The organism is Bradyrhizobium zhanjiangense (assembly GCF_004114935.1).
GTDB classification, from domain to species: Bacteria; Pseudomonadota; Alphaproteobacteria; order Rhizobiales; family Xanthobacteraceae; genus Bradyrhizobium; species Bradyrhizobium zhanjiangense.
On sequence record NZ_CP022221.1, the window covers coordinates 8815218 to 8830610 of the forward strand.

Annotated in this window: 18 protein-coding genes; 6 read left to right on the forward strand and 12 right to left on the reverse strand. The window is 63.6% G+C overall.

Annotation, left to right across the window (positions count from 1 at the left end; all coding sequences use genetic code 11):
* Positions 1-67: 67 nt before the first annotated feature.
* From ureC to urtA, 10 genes are all read right to left on the reverse strand, one after another.
* Complete coding sequence (gene ureC / locus XH85_RS42155) at positions 68-1783, reverse strand: urease subunit alpha (protein WP_128936625.1); 1716 nt, start codon at positions 1781-1783, stop codon at positions 68-70.
* 34 nt (positions 1784-1817) lie between these two features.
* On the reverse strand, positions 1818-2357 hold the full coding sequence (locus tag XH85_RS42160) for an HD domain-containing protein (protein ID WP_128936626.1): 540 nt from the start codon (positions 2355-2357) through the stop codon (positions 1818-1820).
* Positions 2358-2412: 55 nt separating this feature from the next.
* Positions 2413-2718, reverse strand: coding sequence for an urease subunit beta (locus XH85_RS42165; protein ID WP_035708642.1), 306 nt, complete (start codon positions 2716-2718; stop codon positions 2413-2415).
* A gap of 11 nt (positions 2719-2729) precedes the next feature.
* The gene (locus XH85_RS42170) at positions 2730-3032 is read right to left on the reverse strand and encodes an urease subunit gamma (RefSeq protein ID WP_027553946.1); all 303 of its coding nucleotides are present in this window, start codon (positions 3030-3032) and stop codon (positions 2730-2732) included.
* A 37-nt stretch (positions 3033-3069) separates the two neighbouring features.
* A complete protein-coding gene (locus XH85_RS42175; protein WP_128936627.1) occupies positions 3070-3900 on the reverse strand; it encodes an urease accessory protein UreD in 831 nt (276 codons plus the stop codon).
* Positions 3901-3931: 31 nt separating this feature from the next.
* Complete coding sequence (gene urtE / locus XH85_RS42180; protein WP_128936628.1) at positions 3932-4627, reverse strand: urea ABC transporter ATP-binding subunit UrtE; 696 nt, start codon at positions 4625-4627, stop codon at positions 3932-3934.
* A gap of 3 nt (positions 4628-4630) precedes the next feature.
* Positions 4631-5392, reverse strand: a complete 762-nt coding sequence (gene urtD, locus XH85_RS42185) for an urea ABC transporter ATP-binding protein UrtD (RefSeq protein ID WP_128936629.1) — start codon at positions 5390-5392, stop codon at positions 4631-4633.
* 4 nt (positions 5393-5396) lie between these two features.
* Positions 5397-6566, reverse strand: coding sequence for an urea ABC transporter permease subunit UrtC (gene urtC / locus XH85_RS42190; protein WP_128936630.1), 1170 nt, complete (start codon positions 6564-6566; stop codon positions 5397-5399).
* Positions 6563-8170 (reverse strand): urea ABC transporter permease subunit UrtB, encoded by a 1608-nt coding sequence (urtB, locus tag XH85_RS42195; protein ID WP_128936631.1) that lies wholly within the window; start codon positions 8168-8170, stop codon positions 6563-6565. The genes urtC and urtB overlap by 4 nt, the downstream gene beginning before the upstream one ends.
* 84 nt (positions 8171-8254) lie before the next feature.
* The gene (gene urtA, locus XH85_RS42200) at positions 8255-9583 is read right to left on the reverse strand and encodes an urea ABC transporter substrate-binding protein (RefSeq protein WP_164934717.1); all 1329 of its coding nucleotides are present in this window, start codon (positions 9581-9583) and stop codon (positions 8255-8257) included.
* Positions 9584-10062: 479 nt separating this feature from the next.
* On the opposite strand from urtA, the gene XH85_RS42205 reads away from it, so the two are divergent.
* The 3 genes from XH85_RS42205 (at position 10063) to XH85_RS42215 (ending at position 12383) form a co-directional block, all read left to right on the forward strand.
* The gene (locus XH85_RS42205) at positions 10063-11586 is read left to right on the forward strand and encodes a DEAD/DEAH box helicase (RefSeq protein WP_128936633.1); all 1524 of its coding nucleotides are present in this window, start codon (positions 10063-10065) and stop codon (positions 11584-11586) included.
* 25 nt (positions 11587-11611) lie between these two features.
* Positions 11612-11902, forward strand: coding sequence for a translation initiation factor IF-1 (gene infA, locus XH85_RS42210; RefSeq protein ID WP_128936634.1), 291 nt, complete (start codon positions 11612-11614; stop codon positions 11900-11902).
* Positions 11903-12170: 268 nt separating this feature from the next.
* Positions 12171-12383: a cold-shock protein gene (locus XH85_RS42215; protein ID WP_091881246.1), complete on the forward strand. Its 213-nt coding sequence runs from the start codon at positions 12171-12173 to the stop codon at positions 12381-12383.
* Between the two features lie 151 nt (positions 12384-12534).
* On the opposite strand, the gene XH85_RS42220 is transcribed toward XH85_RS42215, so the two are convergent.
* Positions 12535-13032, reverse strand: coding sequence for a pilus assembly protein N-terminal domain-containing protein (locus XH85_RS42220; protein WP_128936635.1), 498 nt, complete (start codon positions 13030-13032; stop codon positions 12535-12537).
* A gap of 165 nt (positions 13033-13197) precedes the next feature.
* Positions 13198-14025 carry a sterol desaturase family protein gene (locus XH85_RS42225; RefSeq protein ID WP_128936636.1) on the reverse strand — a complete coding sequence of 276 codons (828 nt, stop codon included), beginning with the start codon at positions 14023-14025 and terminating at the stop codon, positions 13198-13200.
* A 267-nt stretch (positions 14026-14292) separates the two neighbouring features.
* Here XH85_RS42225 and XH85_RS42230 point away from each other — a divergent pair, with 267 nt between their 5' ends.
* The 3 genes from XH85_RS42230 to XH85_RS42235 all read left to right on the forward strand — a co-directional run bounded on the left by XH85_RS42230 (position 14293) and on the right by XH85_RS42235 (position 15319).
* Positions 14293-14457: a Flp family type IVb pilin gene (locus tag XH85_RS42230; protein ID WP_014498224.1), complete on the forward strand. Its 165-nt coding sequence runs from the start codon at positions 14293-14295 to the stop codon at positions 14455-14457.
* Positions 14458-14534: 77 nt separating this feature from the next.
* Complete coding sequence (locus XH85_RS45700) at positions 14535-14675, forward strand: hypothetical protein (RefSeq protein ID WP_164939400.1); 141 nt, start codon at positions 14535-14537, stop codon at positions 14673-14675.
* 119 nt (positions 14676-14794) lie between these two features.
* Positions 14795-15319 carry an A24 family peptidase gene (locus XH85_RS42235; protein WP_128936637.1) on the forward strand — a complete coding sequence of 175 codons (525 nt, stop codon included), beginning with the start codon at positions 14795-14797 and terminating at the stop codon, positions 15317-15319.
* The last annotated feature ends 74 nt before the right edge of the window (positions 15320-15393 follow it).

Genomic DNA, 15393 nt, shown 5'->3' on the forward strand with positions numbered 1-15393 from the left:
GGATCGAACGCAACAGCGGAAAAGCCGTCTCCGGACTTGATCCGGGGACATGCGTTGAGGCGCTATTTCAGTACATGAAATATCGCTGCGCCATCGGCAGCACCTCGGCGGGGGCGCAGGTCAGCAGCTCGCCGTCGGCGCGGACCTCATAGGTCTCCGCATCGACCTCGATATTGGGCGTCGCGTCGTTGTGAATCATGCTCTTCTTGGAGATCTTGCCGCGGGTGTTCTGGACGGCATAGAGCTTCTTGTCGATGCCGAGTTTTCGCGCAAGACCGCCGGTGACCGCGGCCTTCGAGGTGAACACCACCGAGGACGCCGTCCGCGCCTTGCCGAAGGCGCCGAACATCGGCTGGTAGTGCACCGGCTGCGGCGTCGGGATCGAGGCGTTGGGATCGCCCATGGGCGCCGCGACGATGCTGCCGCCCTTGACGATACAGTCCGGCTTGACGCCGAAGAAGGCCGGCGACCACAGCACGAGATCGGCGAGCTTGCCCTTCTCGACCGAGCCGATCAGCTTCGACACGCCGTGGGCGATGGCGGGATTGATGGTGTATTTGGCGATGTAGCGCTTGACGCGGAAATTGTCGTTGTCCTTGCCTCTGTCCTGCGGCAGCGACCCGCGCTGCTTCTTCATCTTGTCGGCGGTCTGCCAGGTCCGGATGATGACCTCGCCGAGGCGGCCCATGGCCTGCGAGTCCGAGGACATCATCGAGAGCGCGCCGAGATCGTGCAGAATGTCCTCGGCGGCGATGGTTTCTTTCCGGATGCGACTTTCCGCGAAAGCCAGGTCTTCCGCGATCGAGGGATCGAGGTGGTGGCACACCATCAGCATGTCGAGATGCTCGTCGATGGTGTTGCGCGTGAACGGCCGCGTCGGATTGGTCGAGGACGGCAGCACGTTCTTCAGGCCAGCGACCTTGATGATGTCAGGCGCGTGACCCCCGCCGGCGCCTTCGGTGTGGAAGGCATGGATGGTGCGGCCCTTGAATGCCTTGATCGTATCCTCGACGAAGCCGGATTCGTTCAGCGTGTCGGTGTGGATCATCACCTGAATATCGTGATCGTCGGCGACCGACAGGCAATTGTCGATCGCGGCCGGCGTCGTGCCCCAATCCTCGTGCAGCTTCAGTGCGCAGGCGCCGGCTCTGATCATCTCGACCAGCGCGGCGGGCCGCGAGGCGTTGCCCTTGCCGGAGATGCCGAGATTGACCGGGAAGGCGTCGAACGACTGGATCATCCGCGCGATGTGCCACGGGCCCGGCGTGCAGGTGGTGGCGAAAGTGCCGTGCGATGGCCCGGTGCCGCCGCCGAGCATCGAGGTGACGCCGCTCATCAGCGCGTGCTCGATCTGCTGCGGGCAGATGAAATGGATGTGGCTGTCGAAGCCGCCGGCGGTGAGGATCTTGCCTTCGCCTGCGATAATATCTGTGCCGGGGCCGATGACGATGGTGACGCCCGGCTGGATATCGGGATTGCCGGCCTTGCCAATCGCGGAGATCATGCCGTCCTTGATCGCGACGTCGGCTTTCACGATGCCCCAATGGTCGACGATCAGCGCATTGGTGATGACGGTGTCGGCCGCGCCCTGCCGGTTGGTGACCTGCGACTGCCCCATGCCGTCGCGGATCACCTTGCCGCCACCGAACTTCACCTCCTCGCCGTAGGTGGTGAAATCCTTCTCCACCTCAATGATCAGGTCGGTGTCGGCCAGCCGCACCCTGTCGCCGGTGGTCGGGCCGAACATGTCGGCATAGACGGAACGCTTCATCTTGACGGACATCACAAGCCCCGTTTGCATTTGAATGTTTGGTGGGTCACAGCAAGGCCCTCGCTGCTTTCACGGCATCATCGAATTTCTCGTCGAGCCAGGCATTGCCGCCGCGGCAGCCTGCAACGACCTGCGTGGCCCATCCGATGTAATCGGCGAGATCGTCCCGCTCCTCGGCGCTCGGGGCGGTTTGAATGCGCGCCTCTGTATTGCTGATCTTGTCGGCGATCTTGATCAGTTTTGCGTCGGGGGATTTCTTCGGCGCTTCGAGCACCTGAAGCCGCCGCCGCTCGGCCTTTGGCAGGCTCATGTCGTCGGTGCATTCCGCGATGAGGGAAGCGACACGTGCGGAAAATCTCTGCGCCAGCTCCTCGCGCGTGGTGTCGGTGTCCTCGATCACGTCATGCAGCCAGCCGGCCGCGACCAGCTCGGCATCGGCACCCTCGGTCGCGGTCGCCAGCAGGTTCGCGACCTCGGCGAGATGATTAATATAAGGCTCGTTGCCGCGCCCCTTGCGCGCCATGCCGTTGTGGCGGTGCGCAGCGAGCTCGGCAGCTTCGGAGACAAGGCGGATCGGTGTCAGCATGGCAAGACTCCGTTTTCGCCTCAACCCTGCCGCACCAGGCTCGTTCCTTCGGAGATCACAGCTTCCCCATCACGTCGCCGCGGAAGCCATAAATGGTCTTCTTCCCGGCCATGGCGACGAGCTGGACGTCACGGGTCTGGCCGGGCTCGAAGCGGACGGCGGTCCCGGCGGCGATGTCGAGGCGCATGCCGCGGGACTTCTTGCGGTCAAACTTCAGCGCCGGGTTGGTCTCGAAGAAATGGTAATGCGAGCCGACCTGGATCGGGCGGTCGCCGGTGTTGGCAACCGTTAGTGTCACGGTCTTGCGGCCGGCATTGAGCTCGATCTCGCCGTCCTGGATGAAGAGTTCGCCCGGGATCATGGTTCTCGCTCCTACCTGATCGGCTCGTGCACGGTGACGAGCTTGGTGCCGTCCGGAAAGGTCGCCTCGACCTGGATGTCGTGGATCATCTCGGGGATGCCGGGCATCACTTGGTCGCGGGTCAGCACCTGCGCGCCGGATTGCATCAGCTCGGCGACGGTGCGGCCGTCGCGCGCGCCTTCGAGGATGAAGTCGGAGATGATCGCGACCGCCTCGGGATGGTTGAGCTTGACGCCGCGGTCTAGCCGACGGCGCGCCACGATGGCCGCCATCGAGATCAGAAGCTTGTCCTTTTCGCGGGGAGACAGATTCATGCGACATCTCTTCCGTTCAACACGTCAATTCAACCAGTCAGTTCAGCCAGAGCCGCGGCAGGGCCGCGCCGGTGCGCGCCAGCACCGCCATCATGTCGGCGCGCAAACGCGCCGCATCTTGGGCACAGAACCGCGCCATTGCAAAGCCATTCCAGGCGGATATCCCGACCTCGCCGGCGAACGATTCCGAGGCCTCGCGAATGCGTTCGACCAACGCCTCGTCGCCGGGCACGATCAGGGCCGTGCCGATCGCGGCGCCACTCTTGGCCACGGCGGATCGCGCCAATTTTTCACCGATATGACCATCCAGCCTGACAGTCTCTGCGAACACCAGCCTGCCGCCGCGAGAGAGCCGCCAGCGATCGACGAACTCGCCCTGCTCCATCCGCTCGCCCATGGCGGTGCGACCGAACACCACGATCTCGCAGAGCAGGAGCGAAGCCGCCTCATCGAGTGCGATGTCGAAACGGCGATGGACACGGGCGCGGTCAAACAGGATCGTTTCCTGGGGCAGCCAGGACAGATGCGCACCTGCGCCGACCCTCAGCGCGATATTGAGCTCGGCCGCCGTGTCCTGCGCACGATAGACCTTTTCTGCGGCCGCCGTCGTCAGCGTCAGCCGCGCAGCGTCAGCGGCCGTGATCTCAATGTCGAAGCGATCGCCGCCGGCGACCCCGCCAGCCGTGTTGACGAACACGCCGGAGAGCCCCTCGCCTTCCGGCGAGGGAAAGCGCACGCGCAGGGAGCCGGATTCATGCAAGGTCCCGCGCCGCGTCACGCCATCGCGTGCATGGACGTCGAAGCGCACCGCGCCGCGGGCGCGGTTGGCCTCGAAAACCGTTGCTGTGACCGAAACGTCGCTGCGCATCCGCCTCCCCAGCCGGTCGCGGCAGAATGGCTTACAGCGCCATCTGGCGGCTGATTTCGCTCGCGTCGAGATTGGAGCGGTCGCAGGTGAACTTCACCGCGCCGCGATCCATCACCGCGAAACTGTCGCCGAGTTCGCAGGCAAAGTCGAGATATTGTTCGACCAGGACGATCGCGATGTTGCCTAGGTTGCGCAAGTAGGAGATGGCGCGGCCGATGTCCTTGATGATCGAGGGCTGGATGCCCTCGGTCGGCTCGTCGAGCAGCAGCAGCTTTGGTCGCATCACCAGCGCGCGCCCAATCGCGAGCTGCTGCTGCTGGCCGCCGGAGAGGTCGCCACCGCGCCGGCCGAGCATGGATTGCAGCACGGGGAAGAGCGAGAATACGTCGTCCGGAATGTGCTTGTCCTCGCGCCTGAGCGGGCCGAAGCCGGTCTTGAGGTTCTCCTCGACCGTGAGCAGCGGAAAGATCTCGCGGCCCTGCGGCACGAAGCCGATGCCTTTGCGCGCCCGCTCATAGGGCTTCAGGCCCGTGATATCGCTGCCGTCGAGCACGATCGCGCCCGAGGAGATCGGATATTGCCCGACCATGGCGCGCAAGAGCGAGGTCTTGCCGACGCCGTTGCGCCCGAGCACGCAAGTCACCTTGCCCGGCTCGGCCGAGATCGAGACGCCGCGCAGCGCTTGGGCAGCGCCGTAGAATAGGTTGATGTCCTTGACCTCAAGCATCGCTCAGCGTCCCAGATAGACTTCGATGACCCGCTCGTTCGACGAGACCTGGTCGATGGTGCCTTCCGCCAGCACGGTGCCTTCATGCAGGCAGGTGACCTTGACGCCGAGCTCGCGCACAAAGGTCATGTCGTGCTCAACGACCATCACGGTGTGGGTCTTGTTGATCTCTTTGAGCAGCTCGGCGGTGAGATGCGTCTCGACGTCGGTCATCCCTGCGACCGGCTCGTCGACGAGGAGCAGCTTCGGATCCTGCGCCAGCAGCATGCCGATCTCGAGCCACTGCTTCTGACCGTGGCTGAGGCTGCCGGCGAGGCGGTTGCGGGCCTCGGTGAGGCGGATCGTCTCCAGCACCTTGTCGATGCGCTCGGATTCCGCCTTGCTGCCGCGCCAGAACAGCGTGCCGCGAACCGAATGATCGACGTTGAGCGCGAGCAGGAGATTGTCCTGCACGCTCTGGCTCTCGAACACGGTCGGCTTCTGGAACTTGCGGCCGATGCCGAGCTCGGCGATGCGGGTCTCGTCGAGCCGCGTCAGATCGGTGACGCCGTCGAACAGCACGGTGCCCTCGTCCGGCTTGGTCTTGCCGGTGATGATGTCCATCATCGTGGTCTTGCCGGCGCCGTTCGGACCGATGATGGCGCGCATCTCGCCGGGCTCGAGCGTCAGCGACAAATTGTTGATGGCGTGGAAGCCATCGAACGAGACGTGCACGCCGTCCAGGTAAAGCATTGCGGAGGTTGCGCGGGTGTCCATGACGTTCATCGCCCTACTCCGCCATCTTGGGTTCGGTGACGCCGTCTTCGGCCGCAGCGCTCGCAATGGCTGCAGCGGTGCGCTTTTCCCTCGAGGAGTCCCACCAGGCATTGAAGGTGCCGACGATGCCCTTGGGCAGCAGTAGCGTCACCAGGATGAACAGCGCGCCCAGCATGAACAGCCAGTACGGCGCCAGCACGCCGGAGGTGAAGAAGGTCTTGGCGTAATTGACGACGATGGCGCCGAGCGCAGCACCGACCAGCGTGCCGCGGCCGCCGACCGCGACCCAGATCACCGCCTCGATCGAATTGCCGGGCGCGAATTCGGATGGATTGATGATGCCGACCTGAGGCACGTAGAGCGCGCCGGCGACGCCGGCCATGCAGGCCGACACCGTGAACACGAACAGCTTGTAGGATTCGACGCGGTAGCCGAGGAAGCGCGTGCGCGATTCCGCATCGCGCACCGCGATCAGCACCTTGCCGAGCTTGGAGGAGACAATGGCGCGGCAGATCAGGAAACCTGCAATCAGCGCAAGACAGCTCAGCGCGAACAATGCGGCACGCGTGCCCTCCGCCTGCACGTTGAAGCCGAGGATGTCCTTGAAGTCGGTCAGGCCATTGTTGCCGCCAAAGCCGAAATCATTACGGAAGAAGGCGAGCAACAGTGCATAGGTCATCGCCTGCGTGATGATCGACAGATACACGCCGGTGACGCGGGAGCGGAAGGCGAGCCAGCCGAAGCAAAACGCGAGCAGGCCCGGCACGACCAGCACCATCAGGGCCGCAAACCAGAACATGTCGAAGCCGTACCAGTACCAGGGCAGCTTCTGCCAATTCAGGAATACCATGAAGTCCGGCAGGATCGGGTTGCCGTAGACGCCACGGGTGCCGATCTGCCGCATCAGGTACATGCCCATGGCGTAGCCGCCGAGCGCGAAGAACGCACCGTGGCCGAGCGAGAGGATGCCGCAATAGCCCCAGATCAGGTCGATCGCGAGCGCGAGGATGGCGTAGCAGACATATTTACCCCAGAGCGCGACGAGATAGGTCGGCACCTGCAGGAACGAGCCCGCGGGCAGCAGCAGGTTGGAGAGCGGGATGAGGATGCCGCAGGCTGCGACGACAGCAAGGAAGATCGTCGCACTGCGGTCCAGCGAGCGCGTCAGCATGTGAGGAGTCATGCTTCCACCGCACGGCCCTTGAGCGCGAACAGGCCGCGCGGCCGCTTTTGAATGAACAGGATGATGAGAACCAGGATGGCAATCTTGCCGAGCACGGCGCCGGCGACCGGCTCCAGGAACTTGTTGGCGATGCCGAGCGTGAAGGCGCCGACCAGGGTGCCCCAGAGATTGCCGACGCCGCCGAACACCACGACCATAAAGCTGTCGATGATGTAGCTCTGGCCGAGATTGGGGCTGACATTGTCGATCTGCGACAGCGCCACGCCCGCAATGCCGGCAATGCCCGAGCCGAGCCCGAAAGTGAGCGCGTCGACGCGCGAGGTCGCAATACCCATCGAAGCCGCCATGCGGCGGTTTTGCGTCACCGCGCGCATCTCGAGGCCGAGCGCGGTATAGCGCAGCATCGCGAGCAGGATCGCGAACACGGCGAGCGTGAAGCAGAGGATCCAGAGCCGGTTATAGGTGATGGTGATCTGGCCGAGCTCGAACGCGCCGCTCATCCAGGAGGGGTTGCCGACCTCGCGGTTGGTCGGGCCGAACATGGTGCGCACCGCCTGTTGCAGCACCAGCGACAGGCCCCAGGTCGCCAGCAGCGTCTCCAGCGGACGGCCGTAGAGGAAGCGGATGATGCTGCGCTCGATCAGGACGCCGATGGCACCGGCGACGAGGAAGGCGAGCGGCACCGCGATCAAGAGCGAATAGTCGAACAGGCCGGGATAGCGGGTGCGGATCACCTCCTGCACCACGAAGGTGGTGTAGGCCCCGATCATCACCATCTCGCCATGGGCCATGTTGATCACGCCCATCACGCCGAAGGTGATGGCGAGGCCGATCGCCGCGAGCAGCAGCACCGAGCCGAGCGAGAGGCCATACCAGGCATTCTGCACCATGGACCAGACCGCAAGCGAGTTCTGGATCGAGCCGATCGCGCTCGCGGCAGCCTTGCTCACCGAGGCCGGCTGGTCGCCCATGCCGGTGAGCAGCGCCAGCGCCTCCTGGTCGCCGCGCGCCTTGAGGGTGGCAACGGCCTCCAGCTTCTCGACCTCGGTGGCGTCCGACTTGAACAGCAGGATGGCCGCGCGGGCTTCGCCGAGCGCGGTCTTGACGGATCTGTTGCCTTCCTTGGCCAGCGCGGCCTCGACCGCCTCGAGCGCGGCCTCCTCATGCGACTTGAACACCGACTGTGCGGCCTGGAGGCGCGTCGACAGATCGGGCGACTGAAGCGTCAGGCTGCCGAGCGCGGCGTCCACGCTGCGGCGCAGGCGGTTGTTGAGGCGAACCGCGCTCGCGCTGTCGGGAACGCTGGCCACGGACTGGCCTGTTGCGGCGTCGATCGACTTGCCGTCGGTGCCGGTGACGTAAACCTTCTTGCTATCCGGATCGGCCATGAGGCGGCCGTCCTGCAGCGCGCTGATGATCGGGAATGCCAGCGCATTGCCGCTGCTCGCGACCGCACCAATCGCCTCCTCCGTGTCGGAAAAATCGTCATTGGCGAATTTGGCGACCGCATCCTCGAACGGACCGGCGAAGGCCGGCAGCGCGAACGCGATCAGAAACAGCGAAAGCACAAGCGAGCAGAGACGGGCAGACAAATGGGCTGGCACTGTGAATGACCCCGGCAGAAATGGTTGGAGAAGGCGGCGGGATCGCCGCCCTCTCCGATCGTGTCATGGAGCGTCAGGTCGGGATTAGGAGCCCGAACCGAGGCACTTGTTGGTCTTGGTGTTGAAGTTGCCGCACTTCTTGCCGACCCAGTCGCCGATCAGGTCTTTGGAGCCGTCCAGCTCCTTCGACCAGGCATCGCCAGCAACGAGGCCCGGGGTCTTCCAGACCACGTCGAACTGGCCATTGCCCTTGATCTCGCCGATGAACACCGGCTTGGTGATGTGGTGGTTCGGCAGCATCTTCGACACGCCGCCGGTCAGGTTCGGCGCCTCGATGCCGGGAAGCGCGTCGATCACCTTGTCCGGATCGGTCGACTTCACCTTCTCGACTGCCTTCACCCACATGTTGAAGCCGATCACGTGCGCCTCCATCGGGTCGTTGGTCACGCGCTTCGGGTTCTTGGTATAGGCCTGCCAGTCCTTGATGAACTTCTCGTTCGATCCGTCCTTGGTCTTGATCGACTCGAAGTAGTTCCAGGCGGCGAGATGGCCGACCAGCGGCTTGGTGTCGATACCGGCGAGCTCTTCCTCACCCACCGAGAAAGCGACCACCGGGATGTCCTTGGCCTTGATGCCCTGGTTGCCGAGCTCCTTGTAGAAGGGAACGTTGGCATCGCCGTTGATGGTGGAGACCACTGCGGTCTTCTTGCCGGCCGAGCCGAACTTCTTGATGTCGGCCACGATCGTCTGCCAGTCGGAATGACCGAACGGCGTGTAGTTGATCATGATGTCTTCCTGGGCGACACCCTTGGACTTCAGATAGGCTTCCAGGATCTTATTGGTGGTGCGCGGATAGACGTAGTCGGTGCCCGCGAGCACCCAGCGCTTCACCTTCTCTTCCTTCATCAGATAGTCGACGGCGGGAATCGCCTGCTGGTTCGGCGCAGCACCCGTGTAGAACACGTTGCGCTCGCTCTCCTCGCCCTCGTACTGCACGGGGTAGAACAGGATGTTGTTCAGCTCCTTGAAGACCGGGAGCACCGACTTGCGCGACACCGAGGTCCAGCAGCCGAACACGACCGAGACCTTGTCCTTGGTGATCAGCTCGCGCGCCTTCTCGGCGAACAGCGGCCAGTTGGAAGCGGGGTCGACGACGACGGCTTCGAGCTTCTTGCCGAGCACGCCGCCCTTCTTGTTCTGCTCGTCGATCAGGAAGAGGATGGTGTCCTTCAGCGTGGTTTCGCTGATGGCCATGGTGCCGGAAAGGGAGTGAAGCACGCCGACCTTGATGGTGTCGTCCGCGGCCTTGGCGCCAGTCAATGAAGCCAGACCGAGCATCAGTCCGGCGGTCGCGGCGAGGACGCCGCGGCGGCTAAATGACGCCGCTATATCGTGAGTGGATTTGCTAAGCATGAGTGTATCATCTCCCTGACGCAGACGTGAAAACGCTGCGAAACGGCCCCACGGCCGCCTGCGATTAACGGATTCGCAAGAACCATGCCATGGACTAAGCACCTCTCAAGCTATTGAATTTACTTATAAAACGACCTGAATTCCAAGTTCAGCCGCAGTCTTTCCGCCTAAACCCTGGGCAACTGAAATGTATGCGAAAGCGGCAGGCAGTCTATTTTTTATGCAAATTTCCAATTCTGGCTAAATTTCCGGCATAAATATTTATGCACCGCAACCGCCGTTTGAGGCGAGCTTGCCTTGAAAGCGCCCCTACGATGTTCCATATGAACGCCCGAGACTGCTTGCAAATCAAGCCGTCGTTGCGAGCTGCGTGTTCTTAAGCCCCTACGGGGCTCTGGCTTGCCCCATATCTCCCAAGCCCATCCGACACCCCAAACACGCAGGTGTCTTCTCGACACCCTATGCGCGCGCCGCGCCGAATGCGCCGGGCGCCCGCTTTTGACATGGAAAGCACCCCTCTTTTGACTTCGTTTCAGGATTTCGGCCTCGCCGAACCCATCGCGCGCGCTCTTCGTGAAGAGAACTACGTCACCCCCACCCCGATCCAGGCCCAGACCATCCCGCTGGCGCTGACCGGCCGCGACGTCGTCGGCATCGCCCAGACCGGCACCGGCAAGACCGCGTCCTTCGCGCTGCCGATCCTGCATCGCCTGCTCGAGAACCGCATCAAGCCGCAGCCCAAGACGGCCCGTGTGCTGGTGCTGTCGCCCACCCGCGAACTGTCCGGCCAGATCCTCGACAGCTTCAACGCCTATGGCCGCCACATCCGCCTGTCCTCGACACTCGCCATCGGCGGCGTGCCGATGGGCCGCCAGGTCCGGTCGCTGATGCCCGGCGTCGAGGTTCTGGTCGCCACCCCCGGCCGCCTGCTCGATCTCGTGCAGAGCAACGGTCTGAAGCTCTCGAGCGTTGAGTTCCTCGTGCTCGACGAGGCCGACCGCATGCTCGACATGGGCTTCATCAACGATATCCGCAAAATCGTCGCCAAGCTGCCGATCAAGCGCCAGACGCTGTTCTTCTCGGCCACCATGCCGAAGGACATCGCCGAGCTCGCCGATGCCATGCTGCGTGATCCCGCCCGCGTCGCGGTGACCCCGGTCTCCTCCACCGCCGAGCGGATCAACCAGCGCATCCTCCAGGTCGATTTCTCGGCCAAGCCCGCCTTCCTCACCAAGCTGCTGAAGGACGAGCCGATCAACCGCGCGCTGGTCTTCACCCGCACCAAGCACGGCGCCGACAAGGTGGTGAAGACGCTGGCCAAGGCGGGCATCGCGGCCAACGCCATCCACGGCAACAAGTCGCAGAACCATCGCGAGCGCACGCTCGCCCAGTTCCGCTCGGGCGAGATCCGCACTCTGGTCGCCACCGACATCGCCGCCCGCGGCATCGACGTCGACGGCATCAGCCACGTCATCAATTTCGATCTGCCCAACGTGCCCGAGACCTATGTCCACCGCATCGGCCGCACCGCGCGCGCCGGCGCCGACGGCACCGCGATCTCGCTCGTGGCCGGCGGCGAGGAGCTCAGCTATCTCCGCGATATCGAGCGCCTGATCCGCGTGGCGCTGCCGCGCGAGGATCACCGCACCGACGCCGGCCGCGAGGCCGCCCAGGCGCCTGCTGCTGCGCAGCATCGCTCGGGCCGGCCAGGCCGTCCCAGCCAGCGCCCGCACGGCGCAAGACATGCTGATGGACGGCATGGCGAAGGACGGCATGTCGAGGGCCGGCCTGTTGATGGCAGGTCCGGTGAGAGCCACAACACGTCGAAGGGGTCTCGCCGCCGCCGCCATTCCGGTGGTAAGATGAATTCCTCACCAGCCGATCGGTCGGAACAGCGTCCCGCGCATAGCGCCGGCAAGCCTGATGGAATACAAGGCGTTGCCTTTTTGCGTCGCGAGAGTCGTCCCAACGGCCGACCGAATCGCAATCCTCATTCGCACTAGTCGTCCACGACCTGGAGACAACCACATGGCCAAGGAAGAGCTGATCCAGTTCGAAGGACTGGTCACCGAAATCCTCCCCGACGCCCGCTACCGCGTGCAGCTCGACGCCGGACACGAGATCGTTGCCTACACCGCCGGCAAGATGAAGAAGAACCGCATCAAGACACTCGCGGGCGACCGCGTGACGGTGGAGATGTCGCCCTACGACCTCGAGAAGGGCCGACTGATTTTCCGTCACAAGGACGAACGTCCCTCGACGCCCGGCGGCCCGCCGCGGGGTGGGGCGCAGCGCGGCGGCCAGTTCCGCCGCCGTTAGTCGCCTCCCGGCGCGCGAGCGCGGAAGTAAAGTTCTGACCTGTATGCTGATCCGCCGTGGGCATCACGGCGGATCAAAAAATCGTGCGCGTCAGGATTGTTTTGAGGCCTTAATTCCGATAAAATGAATTAATCGATTTTCGGCCGGACGACATTAGCATCCACCGGTACAGCCGGTTCAGACACGCTGACGACCCTTCCAAAAATTCGATCTAACCTGCCTGCGCGAGCAGGCTCTTACATTGTGCTATCTAGAAGGGACTACCCCAGTGAGCATGGGAACCGTGAAGTGGTTTAACGCGACCAAGGGTTATGGCTTCATCCAGCCCGACGACGGCGGCAAGGACGTGTTCGTTCACATCAGCGCCGTCGAGCGCGCGGGCCTCGGCTCGCTGCAGGAAGGTCAGAAGGTCTCCTATGAGATCGTGGCCGACCGCCGCTCCGGCAAGTCGGCAGCGGACAACCTCCGCGCCGCGGGCTGAGCCTGCCGGGCCCCCGGATATTGACCCGGGCCGGCTCAGGCGAGCCAAGGAATTAAAAAAGGCCGTGCGCAACGCACGGCCTTTTCATGTTCGAAGACTTCTCCGTACGCGGCACGGATATCCTGCCCGGGCAGAGCGCCAATCGGTCCTGCTAGTTGGTCTTGGCGGCCCCGCCGGCAGCCCCGCTGGCATTGTTGCTCAGCGAGCCTGCCTGGGTCATCGTGTGGTTGAAGTAGGCGTCGCTGTCGCCGAGCGTCAAGCGACGCTGGCAAAGCGGCATGCAGCTGTAGGACTCGCGCTCGATCCCGCGATAGACGGTGACGAGCCGGTCGCTCGGACCTTCGACCTGGATCTGGCGGTCGACCAGGATCTCGCCGCCCCGGTCGAGCGCGATGAAATTGGTGGCACCATAACCCTTCCCGGTCACGACGATCATGCCGCCGGGCTGCAGCGTGACGTCCGCGATCAGGGGATTGCCGACCACGATGGTCGCGACCTTGCCGGGGAGCCGGACCAGCTTGGCCTGGTCGACATTGACGGCAATGGTGTCGGCGGTCGGCTCGGCAAGGCCGGCACCGGGCGATGCCAGCATCGCAGCCGCAACCAGAAGGCAGACGCGCGCCTGACGGCGCAGCAATTCTTTACGCATACACTTACCCCCGGGACGTCACAAACCGGCAGAAACGATCAGATACAGCGGAGCCGGTGCCCGACCCGGCTAACCTGCCCTTAATTCGTGAACGTTCCGCAAACTCGCCGACTATTGTTTGAAGGGACCGGCGCTTTGTAGCCCTCTGGAGACGTTGACGCCGCCCTAGTGGCGGAACGGATAGGCGAGCTGGCCGCCGATTTCCTTGGGCATGGTCGCTTCGTCCTTGCCGTAATCCTGCGGCAGCCTGCCTTCTGGCATACGGAAGGTGCCAAACAGCACGTCCCAGATCGGGAACGTCCCGGCAAAATTGGTGTCGCCTCCCTCTTCCAGCGAGGTGTGGTGCCAGCGGTGGAACACCGGCGTCGCCAGCACGTATCTGAACGGTCCGAAGGTCCAGTTCAAGTTGGCGTGCACGAAGGCCGAATGGAAGGTGGTGAACGGGCCGACCCAGATCATGACGTTCGGGGAAATACCGGCCATCAGCAGCACGACGTCGACGCTGATCGTCCCGAGCACGAGATTGACGGGATGGAAGCGCGCCGCGGAAATCCAGCCGATCTCCTCCGACGAATGATGGATTGCGTGGTACTTCCAGAACCCGCCGTCATGGAAAAGCCGGTGCAGCCAGTACAGCATGAAATCGGACAGCACCAGGAACAGCACGGCCTGCACCCACAGCGGCAGCTGTGACAGCGGGCCATGGCCATTGTCGTAGAAGGCGATGAGTTCGTCGGCCTCGTGGATGTTGAAGACGACGCCGGCGCCGACGATCAGCAGTCCGATCCGCATCGTGCGGGCGAACACCGGAACGAAGAACCAGTAGCAGATGTCTGTGATGATCTCCCGCTTGCGCCACCACGGCGCACCGGGATTGCAGGCCCAGAAATGCTCGAGCACGGTGAAGACTGCCGCGAGCACCAGGGTGACGGGGGCCACCTTCGCGATGGTCTCGCCGAGCATCAGGGCGACTTGCATGGGCAGGCTCGACATCGTCGCCTCACTTCCGAATTGCTGGTCCCGCCTAGGCCTACTCCGCTAGATTTAAGGGAGGGTGAAGCCGGCCGGCGCGTGCGCTGCATTCGGAACCGGGCCGAATTCAACGGCCGCCTTAAGACGAAATTCACTCTGGCCAAAAGCATCGCGCGACAAGCGGATTTGCGCGATTGAATTAACGCTACCGAAAGAGCTCGGCTCTCATCTTCGTCGCGTCAAAGACAGCGCCGAACGAGGCGATCCCACCCAGAAGGAGTTTTGTTCATGAAGAACTTGATTGCGCGTTTCGCGAAGGACGAATCCGGCGCCACCGCCATCGAATACGGTCTGATCGCCGCCGGCATCGCGTTGGCCATCATCACGGTCGTCAACAATCTCGGCAGCTCGCTGAACACCAAGTTCGGCTCGATCAGCTCGTCGCTGAAGTAAGTACCCGAAGAGCGATTCGCAAAAGCCCCGGACCTCCGGGGCCTTTGTTTTTCTGAAGACGGCGAGTTCCAGTGGCGTTGCGCGAGTACAGAACCGATGCCGCGGTCGCGGCGAACGAGGCGAAGGCGGCGCAGACCGGCTCGCCGGCCTATTGGGTCTGCCTTGCGCTGCTGCTTGCGACGGTCACGCTCGCCGTGCGCATTGCCAGCCTCTGGTGAGCACGCTCGCGGCGGAGCCAGCCTCGCCACTCGGCTGCCGTTGTCGGTTTGTTTAGCACTGCCGGCTAGCATCCGCGCCGCCAGCTTCGGCGACACAACCAGGCCTCAAGACGCAGCCCATGATCCTCGACCTTGCGCGCCTTCTGCTCTTCCCGGCTCTCATGGCATTCGCCGCTGCGAGCGACCTCTTCACGATGACGATCTCGAACCGCGTGTCGCTGGCATTGGTCGCCGGCTTCTTCGCCCTCGCTCTCGCCGGTGGCATGGCACCTTATGAGATGCTGAGCCATGTCGGTGCCAGCGCACTCCTGCTGGTCGTGGCCTTCACCTGCTTTGCGATGGGCTGGGTCGGCGGCGGCGATGCCAAGGTCGCGGCCTCCGTCGCACTCTGGTTCGGCTTTGCGCATCTGATGAACTTTCTGCTCTACGCCTCGCTGTTCGGCGGGGCGCTGACGCTGCTCCTGCTCCAGTTCCGGCAGTGGCCGCTGCCCTACGGACTGGCGGGCCAGGCCTGGCTCGCACGGCTGCACGCCAAGGAGAGCGGTATTCCCTACGGCATCGCGCTCGCACTGAGCGCGCTGATGGTTTACCCGGAGACCGAATGGGTGAAGGCGATCGATCTCGCTCATCTCGCGCTGCGCTGAACGCACCGGGTAAACCCGGCGTTAAGGCGATTTAGATACGCCTCATTAACCATGCTTTGACGAATAGCTGGTCA

Bases quoted from the DNA above. Each gene is read 5' to 3' on its own strand.
- XH85_RS42220 (WP_128936635.1), bottom strand. From the start codon at position 13,032: ATGCGTAAAGAATTGCTGCGCCGTCAGGCGCGCGTCTGCCTTCTGGTT.
- urtE (WP_128936628.1), bottom strand. From the start codon at position 4,627: ATGCTTGAGGTCAAGGACATCAACCTATTCTACGGCGCTGCCCAAGCG.
- urtA (WP_164934717.1), bottom strand. From the start codon at position 9,583: ATGCTTAGCAAATCCACTCACGATATAGCGGCGTCATTTAGCCGCCGC.
- infA (WP_128936634.1), top strand. From the start codon at position 11,612: ATGGCCAAGGAAGAGCTGATCCAGTTCGAAGGACTGGTCACCGAAATC.
- urtD (WP_128936629.1), bottom strand. From the start codon at position 5,392: ATGAACGTCATGGACACCCGCGCAACCTCCGCAATGCTTTACCTGGAC.
- ureC (WP_128936625.1), bottom strand. From the start codon at position 1,783: ATGTCCGTCAAGATGAAGCGTTCCGTCTATGCCGACATGTTCGGCCCG.
- XH85_RS42170 (WP_027553946.1), bottom strand. From the start codon at position 3,032: ATGAATCTGTCTCCCCGCGAAAAGGACAAGCTTCTGATCTCGATGGCG.
- XH85_RS42225 (WP_128936636.1), bottom strand. From the start codon at position 14,025: ATGTCGAGCCTGCCCATGCAAGTCGCCCTGATGCTCGGCGAGACCATC.
- XH85_RS42230 (WP_014498224.1), top strand. From the start codon at position 14,293: ATGAAGAACTTGATTGCGCGTTTCGCGAAGGACGAATCCGGCGCCACC.
- XH85_RS42235 (WP_128936637.1), top strand. From the start codon at position 14,795: ATGATCCTCGACCTTGCGCGCCTTCTGCTCTTCCCGGCTCTCATGGCA.
- urtC (WP_128936630.1), bottom strand. From the start codon at position 6,566: ATGACTCCTCACATGCTGACGCGCTCGCTGGACCGCAGTGCGACGATC.
- XH85_RS42160 (WP_128936626.1), bottom strand. From the start codon at position 2,357: ATGCTGACACCGATCCGCCTTGTCTCCGAAGCTGCCGAGCTCGCTGCG.
- XH85_RS42205 (WP_128936633.1), top strand. From the start codon at position 10,063: ATGCGCCGGGCGCCCGCTTTTGACATGGAAAGCACCCCTCTTTTGACT.
- XH85_RS42165 (WP_035708642.1), bottom strand. From the start codon at position 2,718: ATGATCCCGGGCGAACTCTTCATCCAGGACGGCGAGATCGAGCTCAAT.
- XH85_RS42175 (WP_128936627.1), bottom strand. From the start codon at position 3,900: ATGCGCAGCGACGTTTCGGTCACAGCAACGGTTTTCGAGGCCAACCGC.